Origin of the sequence: Peribacillus sp. Bi134, from assembly GCF_918698065.1 — a bacterium.
GTDB lineage: Bacteria > Bacillota > Bacilli > Bacillales > DSM-1321 > Peribacillus.
Genome location: NZ_CAKKLN010000004.1, coordinates 446,263 through 469,162, shown reverse-complemented (window position 1 = coordinate 469,162; position 22,900 = coordinate 446,263). Strand labels below are relative to the sequence as shown.

Here is a 22,900-nt window from a genome sequence, read left to right as displayed (position 1 = left end):
CCGCTGCATTTTTAGCATATAGATCAGGCAAGCCAGTATATGGCTTGCCTTTTTTATTTCACAAGAAGCATAAAAAAAAGCGAGGGCATCAAATGCTCCCCGCTTCTTGACAAAAGAATATAGATTTACCGCACGCTGAAGAATTTTTTCAATTTGGACATGAAGCCCTTTGGTTCGCTGCCAATTGGAGTCAAGGGCACAGATTCACCAAGGATCCTTCTGGCGATGTTCCGATAGGCAAGCGAAACTCTATTATCCGGATTATAGGCAATGGGTTCCTTTTTATTCGCTGCCACAATGACCTGGTCATCATCAGGAATGACGCCGATCAAATCAATCTTAAGAAAATCGGCAACTCCATCGATATCCATTTCTTCATCCTCATGAAGCAAATGGCCGCGGATCCGGTTGATGATCAATTGGGGCGGTTCAATATGCTCTTCTTTTTCAAGCAGGCCAATAATACGGTCAGCATCCCTGACAGCCGGTCTCTCTGCAGTCGTAACGATGATAGCCTTGTCTGCCCCAGCTATGGCATTCCTGAAGCCCTGTTCAATGCCTGCAGGGCAATCAATGATGACATAATCATAGTCAGGCTTCATATCGCTGATGAGTTTCCTCATCTGCTCTTCATTCACCACTGTTTTGTCACTATTTTGCGGAGCGGGAAGCAGATAAAGCAAATCCTCGAAATGTTTATCTTTGATAAGCGCCTGGTGTATCTTACAGCGCCCTTCGACCACATCGACCAAATCATAGATGATGCGATTCTCCAATCCCATGATCACATCCAAATTCCGAAGACCAATATCCGTATCAATCAAGCAAACCTTTTTGCCTAGAAGAGCTAAAGATGTTCCTAAATTGGCGGAGGTGGTCGTTTTCCCGACACCACCCTTACCGGATGTTATAACTATTGCCTCTCCCACGATTAGAGACCCCCTTCTAATCTATTTAAATTAGGTCTATATTTCTTTAAGACTTGCAATTTTTCTATTATGATATTTTGTTCTTCATCCATGAAGGCACATTCCAAGTCATGTCCCCATTTCGTATATTGGTCAGGAGATAAATTCACTTTTCCGGCAATACGCAGTTGGGCAGGCTTCATGACAGAGGCAGCTATAATGGCCTCGTTATTCCCTTTATATCCGGCATGGGCTATTCCCTTTAACTGTCCCATGATATATATGTTGCCACCCGCACGAACCGTTCCGTCGGGATTGACATCCCCTATCAGCAGTAAGTCCCCGGGAACTTCAAAAACCTGTCCCGACCTTATCACCTTGGTCACTGTCGTCACTTGGTTTTCATCTTTCCATCGTTTCGCTTCATCCTTCGTCAGGACATTCGAAATCATCTCATCCACGAAAAGCTTCTTCTTTTTATGGATGACCTCTTTAATCTGTTCTTCTTGTTGTTCATCAAGATAGCGGTTCCCTGTATGTACTTTTACGGAAATGGACGGGTCATTTTCTTGAAACTGATAGTTTGCCGAAAGCTTCACTTCTAACTCTTTCAATAATTCGGAAAATGAGCAAGAATCATCGAGATGAAGCATAAACCCGTCTTTTGTTCCCTTAATCATGACATTTTGCTGAATTCTTTTATTCATGACGTTTGTTTCACCTCAATGAAATATAATTCGACATAGGAAAACAAATTTCCTTTTTCTACGTACACGGAAATGAGAAAATACATTTCCCACCTGCTTCTTAAGACACAGGAACGTTATTCCGTTTCTCCTTGCAAATCAAGCTTTTCAATCATTCTCTTTAAAGGGTAGCAGCTAATAATAATGAATGCGAGATTCAATAATAATGTAGGAATCAATCTCCGTTCCGCAAATTCAGCAAACCCCATATCTGCAAAAGAGAGTATGATATTCATCTGAAAGATGACAACCTCTAAAACTGCCGTGAATAAAAGCGCAGTAAGACAGGCAATCAATATATTATTTTGCAGGATTTTCATGCATTTCGATATCAAATAGGCAAGAAAAGGCAGCAGGAACATGTAAGTCCCAAGGATTTCCGTATATACGACATCATAAGTCAACCCAAGAATCGCACCATAAAGCATACCCATTTTCCTTGAGCCGAACATGGTCAGGAAAAAAACGAAAACCATCATGAAATGGGGCACGAGGATTTTATCGGCCCCGAATGCATCTCCAGCGAACATCTGGGCGAAGATGCTTTCAAAAACAAAAAAAACCAAGGCTATAAAAGAAAGGATGAAATATCTCACTCAGCTTCATCCTCCCCTTCACTTTCTTTCGGTACACCGTCCACTTCGCGCTGAACGACCATGACATTATTAATATCATAAAAATCCGTCGAAGGTTCAATATATGCAGTCTGGTTCAATCCATATTGATCCACTTTAACATCGACAACTTTCCCGATCAGCAGACCTTTCGGAAAGATCCCTCCATAACCGGATGTGATGACCAATGAATTTTTCTTGATCTTTTTATCATATGGGATCCGTTTCATCAGCAAAAGGTTCTTCTTATCATCGAATCCTTCAATCAAGCCATATGCTTTATCATCACCTTGGACGATCGATGAGACACGATTGGCTTTATCGATCGAGCTTAAAAGTTGAACCGAGGCCGTGAAATCCGTCGCTGATTTCACCTTACCGACTAACCCATTGGACGTGATGACAGCCATATTTTTTTCTACCCCATTGCGCTTCCCTTTATTAATCGTCAGCATTTCATGCCAGCGGTCGGGATTGCGTCCAATGACCGTCGCCTGAGTGGGCGAATACTTGCGCAGGTCATCTTCTTTTTTGAGGTTATCGCGAAGTTCTTCATTTTCTTCCTTTAAATCTTGGACTTGCGTTTTCAATAATACATATTCATCCAAGCGGGCTTTCAATTTTTTGTTTTCATCGTATGTATGTTGTAGGTCTTTTAAGCCCCCTACAAAACCTGTTATACCCGATACTGGCTTATTAAACACATTTCCGACCCAGCCTGTCGTATCTTTCAGGAATTGCTCCGGCCAAGTCAACTCTTCTCTCTCCCTTAATGAAAAACCGATCAATGCCACGAGAACGATAATACTAACGAGCAAGAGAAGGAGCTTTTTATTAAAAAACTGTGGCATGGTGATTACACCTCTATCTAAAATTTCTTAAAAATACACTATGGATTTAATTAAACAGCAAAACATAAGAAAACCGGCTCAAAATTGCACCTTTTGTTGAGCCGGCCCTATTTGAGAAGTAATGCTTATCGCGAATCTCTTGATTTAGTCTTGAATAAGTGAATGTGGTCCAGCGCTTTTCCCGTTCCGATTGCAACACAATCCAGCGGGTTTTCAGCGATGATCACCGGCATTTGCGTTTCTTCACTGATGACTTTATCCAAATTGCGCAGCAAAGCGCCCCCGCCTGTCAGCACAATGCCTCTGTCCATGATGTCAGCCGCTAATTCAGGTGGTGTTTTCTCTAAAGTGTTTTTCACGGAATCCACAATTGCAGAAACTGTGTCGCTTAATGCTTTGGATATTTCCTCAGCTGTAATTTCGATCGTTTTTGGTAATCCAGTCAATAGGTCACGGCCGCGAATTTCCATGTTTTCTACGCCTTCCGTATCCCCAGCAGAACCAATTTCCATTTTGATCGCTTCAGCAGTACGCTCACCGATCATCAAATTGTAGTTCTTACGGATGTAAACGATAATGGCGTCGTCCATTTCGTCACCTGCGATACGGATCGATTGGCTTGTAACGATTCCGCCAAGGGAAATGATTGCCACTTCCGTCGTTCCTCCGCCGATATCAACGACCATGCTTCCTGTAGGCTCCCAAACAGGAAGGTCCGCACCGATCGCTGCTGCAAACGGTTCTTCGATTGGATATGCGTCACGGGCTCCAGCTTGTCTTGCTGCATCGATGACTGCACGCTGCTCAACTGCAGTAATCCCAGAAGGCACACAAATCATGACATATGGCTTGTTGCCAAATACGCCCTTCTTTTGAGCTTCCTTCATATAGTACTTCATCATGGTAGCCGTCGTTTCATAATCGGCAATTACTCCATCCTTCATCGGGCGGAGGGCAACCACGTTACCAGGTGTACGGCCGATCATGTTTTTCGCGTCGTTTCCGACTGCAACGATTTGCTTTGTATCTGTTTGCACAGCTACAACCGATGGTTCACGTACTGCGATGCCTTTTCCTTTCACATAGACAAGCGTATTCGCCGTTCCTAAATCAATCCCTATATCTCTAGCGCCAATTCCAAACATTATGGTATCTCCCTTTCGTAAACAAAAATGCCTTTTTATAAGTTCAAATAATAATTTGTCGTTTTTTGACAATAAGAGTTTTGAAAAAGTTTCCTCTTTTAAAAATCATAAACAATATTATATCGCATCGTCAAAAATTTTGATAGTGTCATAAATAACCTTTTTCCTTCAAACTAACATATTTATGCTCCCCGATGATGATATGGTCCAATACTTCAATCCCGATTATTTTACCACATTCTACTAACCTTTTCGTCACTTCAATATCTTCTCTGCTGGGAGAGGGGTCTCCGGAGGGGTGGTTATGAAGACAGATGATAGAGGCAGCGGACCTTTTGAAAGCCTCTTTGAAGACCTCGCGCGGATGCACGATCGAGGCATTGAGGCTGCCGATGAATACCGTAGTTTTTTGAAGCACCTGATTTTTCGTATTTAAATAAAGACAGACGAAATGTTCCTGTGATAAAAACCGCATTTCTTCCATGCAATAATTGGCTCCATCTTCTGGAGATCTAATCACATAACGGTCTTGATCATTCAAATTGTTAATTCTCCTGCCAAGTTCGACAGAGGCCAGGATTTGAATCGCTTTCGCTTCACCAATCCCTTTAATCACGGTCAGTTCTTCCACTGAGGCTTCTTTTAGCAGGCGAAGGCCCTTGAAGGAATTGATGAGCCTGCCGGATAGCTGCAGGACGGATTCTTCCCTTGATCCCGTCCTCAATAGCAGAGCGAGCAATTCCTGATTGGAGAGACCCTGCGGTCCGTCTTGCAGAAACCTTTCGCGCGGCCTCTCCTCTTTCGGGTAATCCCGTATTAACATTTTTTCGCTCAAAAAATCAACCCTTCCTTAGAAAAGGGAAGATGCCAGAGGAAATCGATCATTCTAACTCTTGCTGCATCGCTTTAAGTTCCCGGGCCAGTCTTGAGACCGGAAGCCCGACGACTGAGAAATAGTCCCCTTTGATTCGTTCGACAAGAAGAGATCCGTATCCTTGAATCCCATAGCCGCCAGCTTTGTCAAAAGGTTCCCCGCTATCCAGATAACGTTCGATTTCAGCTTCTGGCAGCTCCCAAAATGTCACTTCCGTTTTTTCTGCGAATACTCTGCGATGCTTGCCGAATAGAATGGCGACACCTGTGTATACCTCATGTGTCCGTCCCGATAACATTTCCAGCATTCTTTTTCCATCCGCACGGCTTGTCGGCTTACCCAATATCTCTCCATCAAGGACAACAACGGTATCCGAGCCGATTACCCAGCTTTCCTGAAATTTTGCTGCGATGGCTTCCGCTTTACGGGATGCCAGTTCTTTCACCGCTGCATCAGGACACATGTTTTCATCAATACTTTCATCGACATTGGAATTCATGCTTTCAAAGGGGATTTGAAGAAATTGTAGAAGTTCTTTACGACGTGGTGATGAAGAAGCTAAAATCAATGGCTGCATAATATAAAAGTCACCTTTCTTTACATAGGGAGATACATAACTATCCTATCAAATTATGGTGCAATCCACAATTATTGTTTACTAGGAATCGACAAATACCTGTAAGTATTTCCCGGAAAATAAAAAAGGTGTCACAGATGGTTTCATATTGGGGAGCTTATCCATTTGGCAGCCCCCCCTTCTTTTCTTTACTTAACTCGATTTGTTTTGGTAATTCAATAAAAAACCAAGAAGACTTTCTTGAGCCTGGAATAGCTTTTCTTCGTTTTTGGAAGTCTCATATTCATCAATCGACTTTGCGGCAGCAGTCAGGTCATCATTCATATTCGAAAACTCCGGCGATAATTTCCCCGCCTTCAGTTCATCCAAGTTTTTTTTCAGGGTTTCTTTGTTTACCGTCCCTTCCTTTCCGCGAAGCTTGGTTGCGGATGTTTCTGCCAAGGAAGTATATACTTCCTTCATCTTGTCGAGGGTTTTCTCATCTTCCTGGCTTGTCCCAGCCGCTTCAAAATTGATTTCCTTCCAATATACGTCCACATCATAGGACTTTAAGAATAAGGCCAGCTCCTTACTTGAAGCTAGACTCTCTGCCGACCCCAAGAATAGATAATAGCTGTCTTCCAATTTGAAAATTTCAGCAGGAACCTGCTTTTCAATGATTTTCTTTTGTATTTGCCTTGCCGCATCCTCGCTGCTGAATACTCCTCCCTGTACAAGGAATGTCTTCAGCTGGTTTCCTGGTTCAGTCACTGCCGCTTTTTTATCCTCAACAGTGGCTTCCGTTGGAACCGGGGTCTCGACCGAAGATACTTCGGCTTTTTCCTTTGTAATCGTTTTAACGGCGATCAAGCCAAGAATCGACCCAAAAAAAACAGCACAAATGACAGCGATCATGAATGTCTTGATCGGTCTTTTATCAGAACTTTTCAGCGAACTGGTACCAAAACCGATGAGCTTCGGCATTTTTTTCTTTGGCGGTGAGGGTACCAATACGATTTTGTTTTCGTTTGAATCCTCAGGGAGTATCCATTCGAAACTCTCGTCTGTGTGTCCCTGTTCCTGCTCCTTACTCGCCGCCTCTTGACTTTCAGCCTTTTTATCGGCAAATACTTTTTCTTCCCCATTTATTTTAATCGTTACACCCTTGCTTTGTTCCGGCTTGCCCAATTTTTTTCCTCCCCTCCAGATCATTTTTTTCATCCTAACATAGAGGTAAAAAAAAATAACAAGACTTTTGTCGTCTTGTCATTAATAGGTTTCGTCAAATTTCCCTATTCATATATGGGTGACGAAAATAGAATTCCAGGTACTGGTACTTCTGGTTCACAAACCATTCAATATCGCCTCTCACCAATTACATACATCACTCTTTCATGCCAGCTTCACTTGCAGCCAATTGGGGATAGTTCCCTACTGAGCTATTGTTCAGGTGATTTTTGACAAATTCCTCTTGGATCAGGTTGGTTCTTTAAGCTCATCTTAAAAAAGTTACATACCAATGTAGAAGGGAATCGCCCCAAAAATAAGCAGTCAATGTCCCAAAAACGATATACGGACCGAAAGGAATAAGTGTTTTCTTTTTTAGGATTCCGCTCAGCAATCCGATGAAGCCCAGGAATGCCCCATAAAAGCACGCAAAAAGAAACGATAACAGCACCATCTTCAGTCCCAGTACAAAGCCAATCACTGCAAATAGCTTGATATCACCGCCACCCATGCCACCCTGACTCACGACTGCGATTAATAACAGCAGGCTAAAGCCCACCACTGCCCCGACAATTGAATCCCACCAGGGCGACAGCGGAAATGAGACTCTTAAAACGATAAAAATCACCGTAAAGAAAAGCAGTATTTTATCAGGTATGAGCATATAGGCGACATCAGTCACGAAGATGATCATAAATAATGAAATCAATGCCAAGCCAACCAAGAGTTCGCTCGACCAGCCAAGGAATATGGGAGCAAAGGCAAACAAAACACCGGTCAGCATTTCCACTATCGGATAAAGTGGGGAAATCCTTGCTTTACAGCCCCGGCATTTTCCGTCTTGCAACATATAGGAAATAACCGGCATCAACTCGAAGAATGTCAATGTACGCCCGCAAGAAGTGCAGGCGGAGCGACGATTCGCAAATGTCTGACCAGCTGGAACACTTAAACCGACAACGTTAAAGAATGAGCCTAAAATTAAGCCGAAGACGAAGAGATAGATATGGATAGCCATCATTTATACAAAGTGCATGAGGATTCGATTGCTTTTCTATGAAACCCTAATAAAAAAATCCCTTCCGCTATGTAATCGTCACTGGGGCTCTTCATGATCATTCATTCCTCCCGTCATTTCATTAAGTAGATCCTACTATTCATCAATCATGTAAAATCAATATATAAACATATTTTAACAAAAATACTTGGTGATTTGTTATCAATCACTCTATTAGAGTTTTTTCTTTTCAAACGGCTCTGTTAACAAGGGAAAAGGACCTTTGAAAAGGTCCTTTCAGACTGCAGACAAACTCGATGAAAATCGTGTTTGCTTTCATTTATGATTTGGTGAAAGATAGGTATTCAGAGATAGGAAGCCCAAGTATTGATCCAGTTATATTAGCCAAACTGACTTTCAGTCAATTTACCTTCGGTATTCGTTCAATTCTACAATTGAAGAAGTTGAAACAAATATGGCTTACCGTTGGTTCTTAGGCTTTGGTTTCCATGATAAAGCGCCTCATTTCTCAACAATCGGGAAAAATAATTAGTCCACCGGTAAAAGCACATCCCTTTAGGCATCTTCTCTGATTAGGAACTCCCTCACAAGTGAAAGGAAATGGAGCGACCCTGTGATGACAAGAATCTCTTTTTCCCCTGTTTTCCTTCTGCCTTCCGTTATCGCCGCCTGCCAATCCTTGTTTATCCGTTTATTGGGATGACTGCATTTTTCATATAGCGTTTTCGCATCCGCCGCCCGTTCATGGTCGAATTCGGTAATGATGATTTCCATCGCTTCAGTTTCCAGTCCATGAAGCATCTCGGAATAATTTTTATCTTTAAATGAACTGAATACGAATCGGTACTTATAGTCGGGGTAATGCACTTTTAGCGTTTCCTTCAGCACGTCGATGCCGGCAGGATTATGTGCACCATCGATGATCACCAACGGCTCATCCGATATTTTTTCAAAGCGGCCATCCCATTTCGCTTCGCCTATTCCTTTAAGGATGCTTCTTTTATCGATATTTTCCATCCCTAATGTGACAGCAGCAATGGCCAGTGCCGCATTCTCCATTTGATGACGTCCTAGCATCCGCATTTCCACATTTTCGATGGACCTGTCGGCAAGCGAAAATGAGAAACTTTGCCCTCGTTCACTTTGCTTTATATTGCCTATATGAAAGTCTTTACCTAATTGGTAATAAGGTACGCCTAATGATGACGCTTTTTCTTCAATTACTTTTGCTGGTTCCCCGGCTGTGACTCCGCTGATGATCGGCGCCCCGCTTTTAATGATGCCAGCCTTCTCAAAAGCAATTTCCCCAAGTGTGTTACCCAGGATGCTCGTATGTTCCAAAGAAATCGAGGTAATGATCGAAAGAAACGGCTGGATGACATTCGTTGTATCGAGCCTGCCTCCCAAACCGGTTTCCATCAAAACCAAATCCACTTCCTTTTTGCTAAAATAAGAAAATGCCACCGCAGTCAAAATTTCGAACTGAGTAGGACCGTCCCCTTTACTGTCCATCTCTTGTATAATCGGCCAAAGCTCACGGAAGACAGCGATAAAATCCTTATCACTGATTTCATCTTCATTAATCTTGAGCTGTTCATTCATCCGTATTAAATAAGGTGATGTGAAGGAAGCGACCCGAATCCCTTGGGCAAGTAGGATCTCTTTAATATATTGCAGTGTTGATCCTTTCCCGTTAGATCCTGCAATATGAATATATTGTAGCTCCTTATGCGGGTCTCCTAATTCAGTTAACAATGCTTCCATCCGTGATAGGCCAAAATTCATGCCCAATTGAACTTGGCGCCGTTCAAAAAAATGATTGATTTCTTTCATGGTCGTTACCATTATCGTTGTGCCTCCTCTTTCTTTATACCGCTCTTATGCGTTAAGATTATTTTATCAATATATGAACGATTAACCTAGATGAAAGGTAGTGTTTTACCATGAAACCTTCAGATTACCACTGTTGGATTGTCGTTAACGGCTATTTACAGCATGATAAGTTTTCCAGTTTAGCTTTGTTCATTAAAGAGGCGGCTGAAAGGAAAGATATCATGGCAACTCTTATCCGTAATTCAGATCTCATTCCCATAATCGAAAAAGGAGTGCCACTGCTTAAAGGAGCTTTTGATAAGCTTCCTGATTTTGTTCTGTTCATGGATAAAGACATTCATTTGGCACGCCATTTGGAATTGCTCGGCCTCCCCGTTTATAACAGCAGTAAAGCGATCGATATTTGCGACAGTAAAGCAAAAACACATCAAGCATTAACCGGGCATGGCATACCAATGCCGAAAACCTTATTTCCCCCTTTTACATACGAAGGGATTGAAAGGGTCAATATGGATGCTTTTATCCAAATCGGCAATGAGCTTGGGTATCCGCTTATCGTTAAGGAAGCATACGGTTCTTTTGGGGAACAAGTATATTTGATCCAAACAGAGGATGAGTTACTAAAGGCGATCCGTAATCTTGGCCACAAACCATTTATAATCCAGGAATTCATCGAGCACAGTAAAGGTCGGGATATTCGTGTGAATGTCGTGGGCAATCAAGTCATAGCAGCGATGCAACGCCATTCGGAGCAAGACTTCCGAGCTAATATGACTGCCGGAGGGCAGGCTGCACCATATATACCCACCAATGAAGAAGCACAACTTGCCATCCGATGTGCGCAAATTCTGGGTGCCGACTTCGCTGGCGTCGATTTGTTGTTCGGTGAAGAAGGTCCGCTTTTGTGCGAAGTGAATTCGAATTCGCATTTACTGAATATTTATGAATGTACAGGCATCAACATCGCTGAAAGCATGTTCGATTATATCTTGAAAGAATTAGGAAAAGGAAGTGCATCTGATGAAAAAACAAGCAGGCTGGTTGATTTATAACCGTGAGGATGCCTTGAAAAACAAAGGATACATAGATTGGATGCTTGACGAAGCCAGTAAGCTTGATCTTGATTTACACTTTCACTTTCGGGAAGACCTTAGGATCGGTCATCGTTTCAACGAGTTGTACGTGGAACATGAGACGCAGCCAATTTCATTGCCAGACTTCGCTATCGTCCGGACCATCGATCCTTTTTTTACAAAGCAACTTGAGCAACTGGGGATTGCTTGCTTTAACTCCTCCTTCGTATCGGAAATCGCGAATGACAAAGCAAAGACGCACCAATATATGTCCTCGCTTGGGATTCCAATGGCCGATACCGTATATTGTAACGGAAGACCGAGTGCCGATGACATGGAGTTCCCTTTCATTGCTAAAGAAACAAGTGGACGCGGCGGGAAACAAGTATATCTAATACAACATGCCGATGATCTTGCCATACTGAAAGATGGAAATTGGATTGTCCAAAAACCCGGCTTATTCGGTAAAGATATCCGCGTTTTTGTAATTGGAAAAAAAGTGAAGGCTGCTGTACTTAGGGAGTCCGCTTCAAGTTTCAAGGCAAATTATACGCTGGGCGGATCGGCTTCACTATATGAGCTATCTGCAACTGAATTAGCCCTTGTCGAAAAAGTAATGAAGTCGTTTGATTTCGGCCTGGTCGGAATCGATTTCATATTTGCCGAAGATGGCAGCCCCATGCTCAACGAAATCGAGGATGTCGTCGGCAGCCGGACATTAAGTGCATTAAGTGATATGAATATCGTATCGGAGTACCTTACATTCATAAAAGAAAGAATATCCTCCTAACGAAACACAAAAAGGATGAACCGGCATAAAGCTGGTTCATCCTTTTGTTTTACAGTTGTTTCAGTTCGCTGATCCTGTGGATTACAGAGTCGCGTTTTTCGCTATAGTCTTTTTCCTTGGCACGTTCTTCTTCGATGACGCTTGCCGGCGCCTTTTTGACGAAGCCCTCGTTGCCTAGTTTTTTCTGTACACGCTCAACTTCTTTATTAAGTTTGTCGAGTTCTTTTTCAAGACGTTTCACTTCTTCGTCAATATTGATCAGTCCTGTCAGCGGAAGGATCAGTTCTACGCCAGTTACGACAGCTGTCATGGCTTGAGCAGGTTCCTCGACTTCAATTCCGATTGTCAATTGTTCAGGATTACAGAAACGCTCGATATAGCTGCTGTTTTTCTGTAACGTCTCTAAGATTGACTCATCTTTCGCTTTTAAAATCAAATTGATTTTTTTGCTAAGCGGTGTGTTCACCTCAGCACGGATATTACGTACGGAGCGGATGATTTCAACAAGCAGCTTCATTTCCTCGGCTGCAGCTGTATCTGTCAATCCTTCATTCACTTCCGGCCAAGCGGCAACAGTGATGGACTCACCTTGATGCGGAAGGTTCTGCCAGATCTCTTCGGTAATGAAAGGCATGAACGGGTGTAACAATCTCATCGTGTTATCCAGTACATAAGCCAAGATCGAGCGCGTCGTTTTTTTAGCTGCTTCGTCTTCGCCATATAGCGGAAGCTTCGCCATTTCAATATACCAGTCACAGAAGTCATCCCAAATGAAGTTGTATAGCACACGGCCCACTTCACCAAACTCATAACGGTCCGCAAGTCTGGTTACGTTGGAAATCGTTTCATTCAAGCGCGTCAAGATCCATTTATCGGCTACAGACTTCTCACCGCTTAAATCGATTTCGTCATAAGTCATGCCATTCATGTTCATCAAAGCAAAACGGGATGCGTTCCAAATCTTATTGGAGAAGTTCCAGACCGCTTCCACTTTTTCCGTGCTGTAACGAAGATCCTGTCCTGGCGAGCTGCCAGTGGACAAGAAGTAACGCAGTGAATCGGCACCGTATTGATCGATGACATCCATCGGATCGACACCATTGCCAAGCGATTTACTCATCTTGCGCCCCTGTTCGTCACGAACGAGTCCGTGGATCAGCACATCTTCAAATGGTCGTTCACCCGTGAACTCAAGAGCTTGGAAAATCATCCGTGATACCCAGAAGAATATGATATCATAGCCTGTCACAAGTGCCCCGGTTGGATAGTAACGTTGGAAATCGATACTGTCCTTGTCAGGCCAGCCCATAGTCGAGAACGGCCATAATGCCGAGCTGAACCATGTATCCAGAACATCCGTATCTTGTTCCCAGTTTTCAGCGTCCGCAGGCTCTTCGTGACCTACATACACTTCACCTGTTTCTTTATGGTACCAGGCTGGAATGCGGTGACCCCACCAAAGCTGACGGGAAATGCACCAGTCACGGATATTTTCCATCCAATGCAGGTACGTTTTTTCGAAACGATCCGGTACGAAATGAACTTTTTCCTCATCGGATCCTTTTTGAAGCTCAACGGATGCATCAGCCAGCGGCTGCATTTTAACGAACCATTGCGTCGAAAGATATGGTTCAACAACAGCACCGCTTCTCTCTGAATGTCCGACTGAGTGAAGGTGATCTTCGCTTTTGAAGAGTACTCCTTCTTCCTGAAGGTCTTTGACGATTTGTTTACGGCATTCAAACCGGTCCATGCCTTCATATTTACCAGCCTTTTCATTCATCGAGCCATCTTCATGCATGACAAGGATGCGCTCCAAATCGTGACGGTTCCCGATTTCGAAATCATTCGGGTCATGAGCCGGAGTAATTTTGACCGCGCCTGAACCGAATTCCATATCGACATAATCATCACCGACAATCGGAATTTCCCGGCCTGTAATTGGCAATCGGACCATTTTGCCGATCAAGTGTTTATAACGGTCATCTTCAGGATGTACAGCAACAGCAGTATCACCAAGCATCGTTTCTGGACGGGTGGTGGCAATTTCGATTTCACCTGATCCGTCAACCAACGGATATTTCATATGGTAAAATGCGCCCTGCACATCTTTGTAAATAACCTCGATATCGGATAAGGCCGTTTTAGTCGATGGATCCCAGTTGATGATGTATTCGCCGCGATAAATCAAGCCCTTGTTATAAAGCGAAACGAACACTTCGCGCACAGCTTTTGAAAGCCCCTCATCAAGAGTGAAGCGTTCACGTGTATAATCAAGTCCAAGACCCAGCTTTGACCATTGTTCACGGATATGGCTCGCATATTCCTCTTTCCATTTCCATGTCTCTTCTACGAATTTTTCACGTCCAAGGTCATAACGGCTCACGCCTTCCGCACGAAGTTTCTGTTCTACTTTCGCTTGAGTGGCGATACCGGCATGGTCCATGCCCGGCAACCATAAAACATCATAGCCTTGCATTCTTTTCATGCGTGTTAAAATATCTTGAAGTGTCGTATCCCAAGCGTGACCAAGATGAAGCTTACCTGTCACGTTAGGCGGCGGGATGACAATCGTGTATGGTTCTTTTTTATCGTCACCCGTCGTTTCGAAAAACTTTCCATCAAGCCACCATTTGTAGCGGCCTTTCTCTATCGTCTGCGGATCATATTTAGTCGGCATAGAAATTTGGTTCTCTTCCATATCATTTCCTCCTTTTTAGGCATAAAAAAAACTTCCATCATCACAAAAGGACGAAGGAAGTTGTTCGCGGTGCCACCTTTTTTCCGAAAAAGAAAAAAACTCTTTCGGCTCTCAAATCGGATAACGGCTCTTCACCGGCCTTCGCTACTAAGAGGTTCACGAAGACTGCTCGCGGACGACTTCGGATGCTGCTGCCTGGAAACCTCGCACCAATTTGGTTTCCTCTCTGAAAAGTGCATATCATCTTACTATTTCCGGTCTTTGCATTGATTTATATTCATATGTAAATTCATTGAATGCATATAGTATATAGTACAAAAAATATGGGGCTCCAGTCAATCATCTTTTCGCTTACTTTCCCAGGAATCATCCCATTTGATACATTCAAGGTCGTTTTCTTTATTTTATCCTCCAGGAACAGTGAATGTGACGGCTTTATCACCTTTTCCACTGCCCACCCATAGAATATAAGAAGTCCTAAAAAGGAAGGTAATAATATGAAGCGAAGATATACTCCCTATACTTTACCGCCTTGGATGAAAAAATTCCGCGGTGTCTGCCAGCAGTTCATCGTCCCCTTTATCGTATTCCAAGGATTACGCACGTTGATTTTTCCGACTTTCTTCGATATGCTCCTGCTAATCGCATTTATTTTCCTGGCCATGTCTTTATATTTCGAATGGATATAATTATTCCCTTACAGCAAAAAAATATACATGACTGGAGATAATCCAATCATGTATATTTAGCTTGGAGGTGATTGTTCTTCTTTGGCAGCCTCGGCAGCAGCCTTTTTCTGCTGTTCGATCTCTTCGATTTTCATCACCATATATTCAATATTTTTCAGAAGCCAAAATTGCCGCTGCAGTTGAGTAACATTCTCAAGCTCTGAACGATGGATCCTGCCATCGGAATAACTCTTCACTAATTCCAAAGCTGATCCAGGGAATGCCAGATAACTTTGCATGAGCAGCAATTCTTCTTCCTTCAACGGAAAATAACGAAAATAGTTATATAGCCAGTCAACGCAGTCATCGCATTGGACAGGATAGGTCCTGGCCGATTTAACGAGAAATGGCAGTAAATCGAAATGCGGCGGAGCCGTATTCGAATTCTCAAAATTGATGAAGTAGCCATACCCCCGCTCATCATAAACGAAATGCTTCAAAGAAACCTTTCCGTGCGTGACCACGGTTCGCACCTTTTCACTATCCTTCGTTTTTTCATACCAGGTTTCAAACTTCTTGATCGAGTACTTCAGCGCCTGTGAAATATCAGTGTAGAAAGAACAAACCGTCATTTCGAATGGAGACATATACCACTTCTTTTCACAGCTGACAATATACTCATCCATAAAGTCCTTCTCGTTATTCCAGGCATCAAGCGTCCGCTCATAATGGGCTTCCCTTTCCTCAATATCCACTTGTATTTCCTTAACGGAAAGTGTATGCATCCGAGCAAGCTCCCTGAACATTTGCTTATGTTTTTCATCGCGCTCCCCGTCCCCCTCATTATTGAGCCAGGGCATCAGGTAATACAAACGGCCATTATGAAGAACGGCGTAACGCTGATCCATCGTTTGATAAATCGGAACGATCCGATTATAGCCACGATGGTACAGTTTTTGAACATTTTTGATAAAATCAATGCCGTTCTGCGGTAACATCGATTTCAAGGCAAATGTACCGCGATCACTGTACACTTTTTTCACACGCCCGAAGTCCTCGATATATTGTACATACATGGCATATTCCTTCAATACGGTTTCCGTGTCCCGATTCAGATTGGCAGGCTGCTGATTCTCGTTTTCCCTCACGAGACTCACTCACTTTCTCTAAAAAACTAAAGATTCTCCAGCACCTAAAAAACAGGAGCAGACCATATGCTCTGCTCTCTGTCCCGATCAATTCTTATATGCAACCGCCTTCGGTATATAGATGACTTGCCCTTCATGAACGTTTTGATTCGACTCCAATTCATTGCTGAAAAGTATCGATTGAACCGTAACATCATATCGTTGAGCCAAGTCATCAAGCGTTTCCCCTTGCTGAACAATGCAGACTTTCATCCTTACCAGTTCTTCTTCCTGTTTCCGTCCGAATAAATCCATGATGGAAGGCTGCTTCTCACCATGATCGGCCGTTTCTTTATCATCACGTTCCGCGGTTTGTTTCCTGCCTTTGAAATTCTTAACCTCCTTAGCCGGTGGCGCAGGTCTTTCCCTCTTTTTGAATAGATCGCTTAAGGACGAATGAGATTCCTCTTCCTGCTCCACCTTTACATGTTCATTTAGAATAGGACCCGCTGCAACGCCATCCTCCTCCTGCCGTATTACTTCCTCGGTTTCTAAATTGGAAACAGGGCTATTTTGATGGATGGCTGCTTGACTTGGCTCTTCTACTACTTCTTCTTCTACTTCTTCTACTTCTTCTTTCAATGTCACTCTAGGAATCTCTATCTTCTCCACTGGATCCTGCCTGCTTGGTTCTTCCTCCAGTTTCCCCTCTTCCATGGAAGGTACCTTATCCGTTGGGTCAGACGGATCTCCAATAACTTCTTCCTCTACAGCTTCAGCTTCTTCCTGTCTATGCACTTCCGTTTCCCACTCCTCCTCTTCAGGATATGGTGAAACGGGAATTTCAAAAACTGGGGCACTATGCTGATCGCTTAAATAAATCGGCTCCTCTTCCTCTTCTTTATTTGCTTCAGAAACTCGTTTTGACTCTGCAGAAAAGGGCGCGTATAACTCTTCTTCCTCCTCATCACGGAAAACAGGCTGAAAGTCCGGAATCGGCGGCACTGCAGCCGCATAAGGAATATACGACTCATTTTCCCCATCCGTTTCTTCTTGTTCCTCTGTTTCCCCAACTTCCTGCTCCGTATCGAACCGTTCTTCCACATATGAATCATTATAGATTCCGGTTATCAAAAGATCCGCCTGCAATTTCAAACAGTTATGCTCTGGCAGGGCATAATCAAAGCTTTGAATCGAGACATCGACCTCATCCAATGAGGCAATCCGATTATTCGGAATCGTTATGTCAACCGGAAAACGGTGTGTGAACTCATTTAGTCCATTGAGATGCCTCTCGACCTTTTGAACCGCTTTTGGCAAAAAGGTCTGCGAAAACTCCTCTTCTTCACCATTTTGCGAGTCTTTATATTCACCGCTTAAATCCAACGAGCCTCGTATAAAAACATATTGGTCACTTTCTTGAATCGTCACATTTGGATCAAGCGAAATGGAATATAGCTCAGCCACTTCCTGTCCCTTCTGGAACCAAACGGATTCCTCTAAAGAAAATCGTAAATACGATTCATTTTCTTGCGACAAAAACAACTCCTCCTTTCAGCTTCAGGAAACGGTACCTATACCAATATCAATCTATGAAGGAAGGAAGCCGATTATTCCTTAATTTCATATGCCACACTCGAGACCTTTTATTTCCTGAACCTTTTAAAAAGAAGGGATTCAAATATTTCAGGCTAAAATCATAAGGGATTGTAACAATGGGCATGAAAATCCTGAATGAAACCATTAATTCGACTTTCCACGTACTGATTGAATTCAAAAAAACTGGCTGCCCTTCTCCAAAAGTTCTTGGAAAAAGGCAGCCAGTTCAAAGTTATCATTATTCAATTTATCGGTAGTTCGTGAAGCCTTGCATCATTTTTTTAATTTTGCAAAAGCCTGTTCTGCCGCTGTAATGGTCTTTTCGATATCTTCATCACTATGTGCAGTGGAAAGGAATAAACCTTCAAACTGTGACGGCGGCAAGTAGATACCTTGATTCGCCATTTCCCTATAGTAAGAAGCAAAGAACTCTAAATCGGATGTTTTTGCTGTATCATAGTTTACCACTTCTTCATTCGTAAAGAAAAGTCCAATCATGGAACCGGCACGGTTGAATGTATACGGGACTCCGTACTTTTTCGCTGCTTCCCCAATACCTTTTTCGAGCATATCCCCTTTTCGGGTGAACTCATCATAAGATTCTGGAGTCAATTGGCTCAGCGTTTCAAGGCCGGCCGTCATGGCAAGAGGGTTACCCGACAATGTTCCCGCTTGATAGATCGTCCCACTCGGGGCAATTTGTTCCATGAATTCTCGCTTGCCTCCGAACGCTCCTACAGGCAAGCCGCCGCCAATAACTTTCCCAAGGCAAGTCAAATCAGGTACGATGCCAAAATAGCCTTGTGCACAATTATAGCCGACACGGAACCCTGTCATAACTTCGTCAAAGATCAATAGAGCCCCGTATTGGGTGGTCACTTCACGTAAGCCTTCGAGGAAACCAGGTTGTGGCGGAACCACACCCATGTTCCCTGCAACAGGTTCTACGATGATACAGGCAATGTCTTCGCCAAATTGTTCAAATGCGTATTTGGTCGCAGCTAGATCATTATATGCTACGGTAATCGTATTTTTTGCAATGCCTTCCGGTACTCCCGGGCTATCCGGTAAGCCTAATGTCGCAACTCCGGAACCCGCCTTGATCAGCAAGGAATCGCCATGTCCATGATAGGAGCCTTCGAATTTCAGGATTTTATCACGGCCTGTAATGCCTCGTGCCAACCTTAGTGCACTCATCGTCGCTTCCGTGCCTGAAGATACCATACGGATCATTTCAATCGAAGGCACCCGTTCAATGACCAGCTTGGCCAGTTCATTCTCAATCAGTGTCGAGGTCCCAAAGCTTGTGCCTGATTCCGCTACCTTTTTCAATGATTCCACGACACGGTCATTCGTGTGACCCAGGATAAGCGGTCCCCATGAAAGAACATAGTCGATATATTCATTTCCATCGATATCATACATTTTTGAGCCTTTTCCGCGCTCCATGAAAATGGGATCCATGTCCACAGATTTGAAGGCACGTACCGGGCTGTTCACGCCGCCTGGCATCAAATTTTTTGCTTCAGCAAACGCTTTTTTCGATTTTTCATATGACCGCATGATTCAATCCCCTTTTTCCATTACAGGTTATATTTTTATATCATTGATTATCTTCGTTTATCCAGCGTGCTACCTCTTTTGAAAAATACGTAATGATCAAGTCGGAACCTGCGCGTTTCAAGCCTGTCAGCATTTCCATCACTATCGCTTTTTCATCAATCCAGCCATTTTGGGCAGCTGCCTTAACCATTGAATATTCACCGCTGACATTATAGGAAACGATCGGAAGATTAAAGTTATTTTTAACGTCCCTGATGATGTCCATGTAGGAAAGGGCCGGTTTCACGATTAGGAAGTCCGCACCTTCAGCAACATCGGATTCAGCTTCACGGAATGCTTCAAGGCGATTGGCGGGATCCATTTGGTAAGTTTTCCTGTCGCCGAATTGCGGCGCACCATTTGCGGCATCACGGAATGGGCCGTAAAAAGCCGAAGAATATTTCACCGCATAGGACATGATTGGGATATCTTCATAACCCGCTTCATCCAGACCTGCACGGATGGCCGCAACAAAACCGTCCATCATGTTGGAAGGTGCAATGATATCGGCGCCGGCCTCTGCCTGGCTGATTGCCGTTTTGGCAAGAAGGTCAAGTGAAGCGTCATTGAGGATTTTTTCCCCTTCTACGACCCCGCAATGGCCATGGCTTGTATACTCACATAGGCAGGTATCCGCTATGACAATAACATCGGGATATTGTTTTTTAATAAAACGGGTTGCCTCTTGCACAAGTCCGTTATGGTGAAATGCCCCTGTACCCTGTTCGTCTTTATCATGATCAAAAGGGACACCGAATAAAATGACTGATTTAATGCCCAGACTCACGACTTCATCCATTTCGGCCCCCAGATTATCCATGGATAGCTGATAGATACCTGGCATGGAGTTGATCTCATTTTTCACATTTTCTCCGTCGATGACGAAGATCGGATAGATCAAATCCTCTTTATGTAATTGTGTTTCACGGACTAAAGCCCTCATGCCGGCACTTGCACGCAAGCGACGGTGGCGATTGAATGGAATGTTTTTCATTTTAAAGTTCCTCCTTTTTACTTCTTTTCAAAATGAAGCGTATTAACTCAGCAACCATGGCATCCGTCGTATAAACTTCTGGACAGACATCGACGGATAGCCCATGTTTTTCAGCCGTTTTAGCGGCAATCGGCCCGATGCAGGCGATGATGATCCGGTCTATGTATGTATCCAATTCATGGCGTTTCATGATCTGTAAAAAATGATTGACCGTCGATGAACTCGTAAAGGTTATGATGTCGATATCGTCGTTCCTTATAAGCTGCACCAGTTTTTTTTCACTGCTTCGAGGAAGCACGGTATGATAAATAATCACTTCATCACAGGATGCACCAGCTTCATTGATTGCCTCCGCAATAACCGCCCTTGCGAGATTTCCTTTTGCCAGCAACACGCGGGACCCTTTATCAAGCACGGCATTGAACTCCGCCACGAACCCTTCGGCAACAAACTGAGTTGGAACGAAATCCGCCTTATATCCAAGCCGTTTCAGGGCCGCTTCTGTTTTGGAGCCGATTACGGCTATTTTCGGAAGCTTTAAAGGCTGGTTACCAAGAAGCTTAAAGAAGAAATCCACCCCATTTTGACTGGTCAAAATGATCCAGTCATATGTAAGTAACTCATCTAACCGCTGTTGTACATCTTCCAAATGATCAGGAAGAGTGAACTCAAGCAATGGCACAAGAAGCGGCGTTCCGCCATTTTTTTCGATCGACTCTTTTAAACCATCTGCCTGTCCTTTCCCTCTGGTGATTAATACCTGATAATCCTTAAGAGGTTGAAAGGGATTCATTACTGATCAAGCTCTTCTTTTACGCGATCGATCAATTCTTTACCGCCCATTTCGCTAATCTGTTTGGCAGCAGCATGCCCAACCGCCTCGGGATCGGTTCCCTCAACCATTTCTTTATAAATCACCTTTCCATCCGGGGCAGCGACCAAAGCCGTCAAGGAAACGGATCCATTATCTTTTGCCACCGCAAATCCGGCAATCGGTACCTGGCATCCGCCTTCCATTTTATCCAAAAAGGCACGTTCCGCTTCAACCGTTCTTTTAGTTTTTTCACAGGTCAATTTCGCAAGTTCCGCCAGCAGCTCTTTGTCGTCTTCACGGCACTCAATGGAAAGTGCTCCTTGTCCAACTGCCGGAATGCAAATATCTTCATCTAAAAATTCCGTTACGATGTCCTTCTCCCAACCCATTCTTGACAGTCCGGCAGCAGCTAAAATGATAGCATCATAATCTTCCGTTTTCAGCTTATTCAGACGGGTATCGATATTACCGCGAATCCATTTAATTTCAAGGTCCGGCCTTCTAGCCAATATTTGCGCGCCACGGCGCAAGCTGCTTGTACCTATGATGGAACCCGGCTTCAGTTCGGAAAGATTTTCATGATTTTTTGAAATCAAGGCATCCCGATGGTCCTCCCTCGGTGGTATGCAGCCAATCGTCAAGCCTGGAGGCAGCACTGCTGGCATATCTTTCATACTATGTACAGCCATATCAATTTCTTTATCCAGCATCGCTTGTTCGATTTCTTTAACGAATAAGCCCTTTCCGCCTACCTTGGAAAGTGTTACATCAAGGATTTGGTCACCCTTTGTGACAATTTCCTTCACCTCGAAATCGTATGGGACCCCAAGCTCTTTAAGTTGATCGATAACCCAGTTAGTTTGGGTGATCGCTAATTTACTACGTCTAGAACCGACAATTATTTTTCTCATAGTTTCCTCCTATGTATTCCAAAAGTGGAATGTTGAAAGGCTTCCGAAAAGGAAAAAGTTTATTAACACAATCATGAAAGATCCAATATTCAGAAAGGCTAGCGTCCTTCCATACATTTGTTTCCGAATTTTCAAGTATAAAAACACACTGTAAGCGATAAGCAAAATAAATGAGCCGATGATCTTCATGTCCAGCCAGGATACCCCAGGCACTTTTATATATGCCCATTGAATCCCCAGGATAAGGGAAACCACTAATAATGGAACACCTATTACTGCGAGGACATAAGACATTTGCTCGAGCTTTGTTAGATCGCCGAGTCGAAGCAGGCGTTTTCCCCATTTCTTCCGTTTCAGTAAATCATATTGGATTAAGTATAAAAGTGAAAAAACGAAAGAAAGCGTGAATGCCCCATAGGATAGGATGGCAAAAGTGATATGTATGAGCAGTAGCTCTGAAACCAGGCGCTGTGCAAGCACTTGAGATTCTATCTGAACAGGTGCAAAGGTATGGATGGCCATAACCATGAAACCTAATACATTCGTAAAAAAGACCGTAAAATCGACTCTTAGCAATCGGTTAATGATTAAAGATAACGATATGAGGACCCATGCATAAAAATATAATCCTTCAAAAATCGTCAATACCGGGAACCTTCCCGTTTTCAACACATACAGAAATAAAAAAATTGTTTGCAGTACCCAAACAATAGAAAGCAACCAGAAGGCGACCCTGTTCGCCTTCTGGTTATTATTGAGGAAATCGATAAAATATAAAAGCATACTGATGGCATACAACAATACAGTGGCTTCATGCAATCTTGTCATTAGTAATTCCATATCTACCTC

Annotated in this window: 21 protein-coding genes, 1 pseudogene and 1 other annotated feature; of the genes and pseudogenes, 4 read left to right on the top strand and 18 right to left on the bottom strand. The window is 43.4% G+C overall.

What is annotated here, in order from left to right:
- Nucleotides 1-125: 125 nt before the first annotated feature.
- From minD to LQ188_RS10840, 9 genes are all read right to left on the bottom strand, one after another.
- Nucleotides 126-929, bottom strand: coding sequence for a septum site-determining protein MinD (gene minD, locus LQ188_RS10880; protein WP_034308862.1), 804 nt, complete (start codon nucleotides 927-929; stop codon nucleotides 126-128).
- A gap of 2 nt (nucleotides 930-931) precedes the next feature.
- Nucleotides 932-1,615, bottom strand: coding sequence for a septum site-determining protein MinC (minC, locus tag LQ188_RS10875; protein ID WP_230176797.1), 684 nt, complete (start codon nucleotides 1,613-1,615; stop codon nucleotides 932-934).
- Nucleotides 1,616-1,731: 116 nt separating this feature from the next.
- A complete protein-coding gene (gene mreD, locus LQ188_RS10870) occupies nucleotides 1,732-2,250 on the bottom strand; it encodes a rod shape-determining protein MreD (RefSeq protein WP_101222789.1) in 519 nt (172 codons plus the stop codon).
- Nucleotides 2,247-3,119, bottom strand: a complete 873-nt coding sequence (gene mreC, locus LQ188_RS10865) for a rod shape-determining protein MreC (protein WP_101222790.1) — start codon at nucleotides 3,117-3,119, stop codon at nucleotides 2,247-2,249. The genes mreD and mreC overlap by 4 nt, the downstream gene beginning before the upstream one ends.
- Nucleotides 3,120-3,244: 125 nt before the next feature.
- Nucleotides 3,245-4,264, bottom strand: a complete 1,020-nt coding sequence (locus LQ188_RS10860; protein WP_034308871.1) for a rod shape-determining protein — start codon at nucleotides 4,262-4,264, stop codon at nucleotides 3,245-3,247.
- 148 nt (nucleotides 4,265-4,412) lie between these two features.
- Nucleotides 4,413-5,087 carry a DNA repair protein RadC gene (gene radC, locus LQ188_RS10855; RefSeq protein ID WP_101223484.1) on the bottom strand — a complete coding sequence of 225 codons (675 nt, stop codon included), beginning with the start codon at nucleotides 5,085-5,087 and terminating at the stop codon, nucleotides 4,413-4,415.
- A 58-nt stretch (nucleotides 5,088-5,145) separates the two neighbouring features.
- Nucleotides 5,146-5,715 carry a Maf family protein gene (locus LQ188_RS10850; RefSeq protein WP_101222791.1) on the bottom strand — a complete coding sequence of 190 codons (570 nt, stop codon included), beginning with the start codon at nucleotides 5,713-5,715 and terminating at the stop codon, nucleotides 5,146-5,148.
- A gap of 192 nt (nucleotides 5,716-5,907) precedes the next feature.
- Entirely contained in the window at nucleotides 5,908-6,882 is a 975-nt protein-coding gene (locus tag LQ188_RS10845) for a hypothetical protein (RefSeq protein WP_230176796.1), read from the bottom strand.
- A gap of 307 nt (nucleotides 6,883-7,189) precedes the next feature.
- The gene (locus LQ188_RS10840; protein WP_230176795.1) at nucleotides 7,190-7,942 is read right to left on the bottom strand and encodes an A24 family peptidase; all 753 of its coding nucleotides are present in this window, start codon (nucleotides 7,940-7,942) and stop codon (nucleotides 7,190-7,192) included.
- Between the two features lie 299 nt (nucleotides 7,943-8,241).
- On the opposite strand from LQ188_RS10840, the pseudogene LQ188_RS10835 reads away from it, so the two are divergent.
- A pseudogene (locus tag LQ188_RS10835) lies at nucleotides 8,242-8,465 on the top strand (transposase); the annotation flags it as partial.
- A gap of 29 nt (nucleotides 8,466-8,494) precedes the next feature.
- Here the strand turns inward: LQ188_RS10835 and LQ188_RS10830 are convergent.
- Entirely contained in the window at nucleotides 8,495-9,784 is a 1,290-nt protein-coding gene (locus tag LQ188_RS10830; RefSeq protein WP_230176794.1) for a folylpolyglutamate synthase/dihydrofolate synthase family protein, read from the bottom strand.
- A 98-nt stretch (nucleotides 9,785-9,882) separates the two neighbouring features.
- Here LQ188_RS10830 and LQ188_RS10825 point away from each other — a divergent pair, with 98 nt between their 5' ends.
- Together LQ188_RS10825 and LQ188_RS10820 are read left to right on the top strand one after the other, a co-directional pair.
- Entirely contained in the window at nucleotides 9,883-10,824 is a 942-nt protein-coding gene (locus tag LQ188_RS10825; RefSeq protein ID WP_230176793.1) for a RimK family alpha-L-glutamate ligase, read from the top strand.
- Nucleotides 10,793-11,635 (top strand): ATP-grasp domain-containing protein, encoded by an 843-nt coding sequence (locus LQ188_RS10820; protein WP_230176792.1) that lies wholly within the window; start codon nucleotides 10,793-10,795, stop codon nucleotides 11,633-11,635. Before LQ188_RS10825 ends, LQ188_RS10820 begins: the two co-directional genes overlap by 32 nt.
- A gap of 49 nt (nucleotides 11,636-11,684) precedes the next feature.
- Here the strand turns inward: LQ188_RS10820 and LQ188_RS10815 are convergent, their stop codons facing one another.
- Nucleotides 11,685-14,336, bottom strand: a complete 2,652-nt coding sequence (locus LQ188_RS10815; RefSeq protein ID WP_230176791.1) for a valine--tRNA ligase — start codon at nucleotides 14,334-14,336, stop codon at nucleotides 11,685-11,687.
- Nucleotides 14,337-14,379: 43 nt separating this feature from the next.
- Nucleotides 14,380-14,607 (bottom strand) — a binding site (T-box leader).
- Between the two features lie 226 nt (nucleotides 14,608-14,833).
- Here LQ188_RS10815 and LQ188_RS10810 point away from each other — a divergent pair.
- Nucleotides 14,834-15,025, top strand: a complete 192-nt coding sequence (locus LQ188_RS10810) for a hypothetical protein (protein ID WP_101222799.1) — start codon at nucleotides 14,834-14,836, stop codon at nucleotides 15,023-15,025.
- Nucleotides 15,026-15,081: 56 nt separating this feature from the next.
- Here the strand turns inward: LQ188_RS10810 and ysxE are convergent, their stop codons facing one another.
- The 7 genes from ysxE to LQ188_RS10775 all read right to left on the bottom strand — a co-directional run bounded on the left by ysxE (nucleotide 15,082) and on the right by LQ188_RS10775 (nucleotide 22,891).
- Nucleotides 15,082-16,152 carry a spore coat protein YsxE gene (ysxE, locus tag LQ188_RS10805; protein ID WP_230176790.1) on the bottom strand — a complete coding sequence of 357 codons (1,071 nt, stop codon included), beginning with the start codon at nucleotides 16,150-16,152 and terminating at the stop codon, nucleotides 15,082-15,084.
- Nucleotides 16,153-16,239: 87 nt separating this feature from the next.
- Nucleotides 16,240-17,670 carry a stage VI sporulation protein D gene (gene spoVID / locus LQ188_RS10800; protein WP_230176789.1) on the bottom strand — a complete coding sequence of 477 codons (1,431 nt, stop codon included), beginning with the start codon at nucleotides 17,668-17,670 and terminating at the stop codon, nucleotides 16,240-16,242.
- A 333-nt stretch (nucleotides 17,671-18,003) separates the two neighbouring features.
- Entirely contained in the window at nucleotides 18,004-19,293 is a 1,290-nt protein-coding gene (gene hemL, locus LQ188_RS10795) for a glutamate-1-semialdehyde 2,1-aminomutase (RefSeq protein WP_230176788.1), read from the bottom strand.
- Between the two features lie 40 nt (nucleotides 19,294-19,333).
- Nucleotides 19,334-20,326: a porphobilinogen synthase gene (gene hemB, locus LQ188_RS10790; protein WP_230176787.1), complete on the bottom strand. Its 993-nt coding sequence runs from the start codon at nucleotides 20,324-20,326 to the stop codon at nucleotides 19,334-19,336.
- Nucleotide 20,327: 1 nt separating this feature from the next.
- Nucleotides 20,328-21,119, bottom strand: coding sequence for a uroporphyrinogen-III synthase (locus LQ188_RS10785; RefSeq protein ID WP_230176786.1), 792 nt, complete (start codon nucleotides 21,117-21,119; stop codon nucleotides 20,328-20,330).
- Entirely contained in the window at nucleotides 21,119-22,051 is a 933-nt protein-coding gene (gene hemC / locus LQ188_RS10780; RefSeq protein WP_101222805.1) for a hydroxymethylbilane synthase, read from the bottom strand. The genes LQ188_RS10785 and hemC overlap by 1 nt, the downstream gene beginning before the upstream one ends.
- Nucleotides 22,052-22,060: 9 nt before the next feature.
- Nucleotides 22,061-22,891 carry a cytochrome c biogenesis protein gene (locus LQ188_RS10775; RefSeq protein ID WP_133349505.1) on the bottom strand — a complete coding sequence of 277 codons (831 nt, stop codon included), beginning with the start codon at nucleotides 22,889-22,891 and terminating at the stop codon, nucleotides 22,061-22,063.
- Between the last annotated feature and the right edge of the window lie 9 nt (nucleotides 22,892-22,900).

Excerpts from the sequence above, each read along its gene's own strand:
- LQ188_RS10785 (WP_230176786.1), bottom strand. The coding sequence starts at position 21,119 with ATGAATCCCTTTCAACCTCTTAAGGATTATCAGGTATTAATCACCAGA.
- LQ188_RS10820 (WP_230176792.1), top strand. The coding sequence starts at position 10,793 with ATGAAAAAACAAGCAGGCTGGTTGATTTATAACCGTGAGGATGCCTTG.
- hemL (WP_230176788.1), bottom strand. The coding sequence starts at position 19,293 with ATGCGGTCATATGAAAAATCGAAAAAAGCGTTTGCTGAAGCAAAAAAT.
- LQ188_RS10840 (WP_230176795.1), bottom strand. The coding sequence starts at position 7,942 with ATGATGGCTATCCATATCTATCTCTTCGTCTTCGGCTTAATTTTAGGC.
- LQ188_RS10810 (WP_101222799.1), top strand. The coding sequence starts at position 14,834 with ATGAAGCGAAGATATACTCCCTATACTTTACCGCCTTGGATGAAAAAA.
- mreC (WP_101222790.1), bottom strand. The coding sequence starts at position 3,119 with ATGCCACAGTTTTTTAATAAAAAGCTCCTTCTCTTGCTCGTTAGTATT.
- LQ188_RS10815 (WP_230176791.1), bottom strand. The coding sequence starts at position 14,336 with ATGGAAGAGAACCAAATTTCTATGCCGACTAAATATGATCCGCAGACG.
- minC (WP_230176797.1), bottom strand. The coding sequence starts at position 1,615 with ATGAATAAAAGAATTCAGCAAAATGTCATGATTAAGGGAACAAAAGAC.
- LQ188_RS10825 (WP_230176793.1), top strand. The coding sequence starts at position 9,883 with ATGAAACCTTCAGATTACCACTGTTGGATTGTCGTTAACGGCTATTTA.
- LQ188_RS10850 (WP_101222791.1), bottom strand. The coding sequence starts at position 5,715 with ATGCAGCCATTGATTTTAGCTTCTTCATCACCACGTCGTAAAGAACTT.
- LQ188_RS10860 (WP_034308871.1), bottom strand. The coding sequence starts at position 4,264 with ATGTTTGGAATTGGCGCTAGAGATATAGGGATTGATTTAGGAACGGCG.
- LQ188_RS10775 (WP_133349505.1), bottom strand. The coding sequence starts at position 22,891 with ATGGAATTACTAATGACAAGATTGCATGAAGCCACTGTATTGTTGTAT.
- LQ188_RS10830 (WP_230176794.1), bottom strand. The coding sequence starts at position 9,784 with ATGGTAACGACCATGAAAGAAATCAATCATTTTTTTGAACGGCGCCAA.
- hemC (WP_101222805.1), bottom strand. The coding sequence starts at position 22,051 with ATGAGAAAAATAATTGTCGGTTCTAGACGTAGTAAATTAGCGATCACC.
- hemB (WP_230176787.1), bottom strand. The coding sequence starts at position 20,326 with ATGAAAAACATTCCATTCAATCGCCACCGTCGCTTGCGTGCAAGTGCC.
- radC (WP_101223484.1), bottom strand. The coding sequence starts at position 5,087 with ATGTTAATACGGGATTACCCGAAAGAGGAGAGGCCGCGCGAAAGGTTT.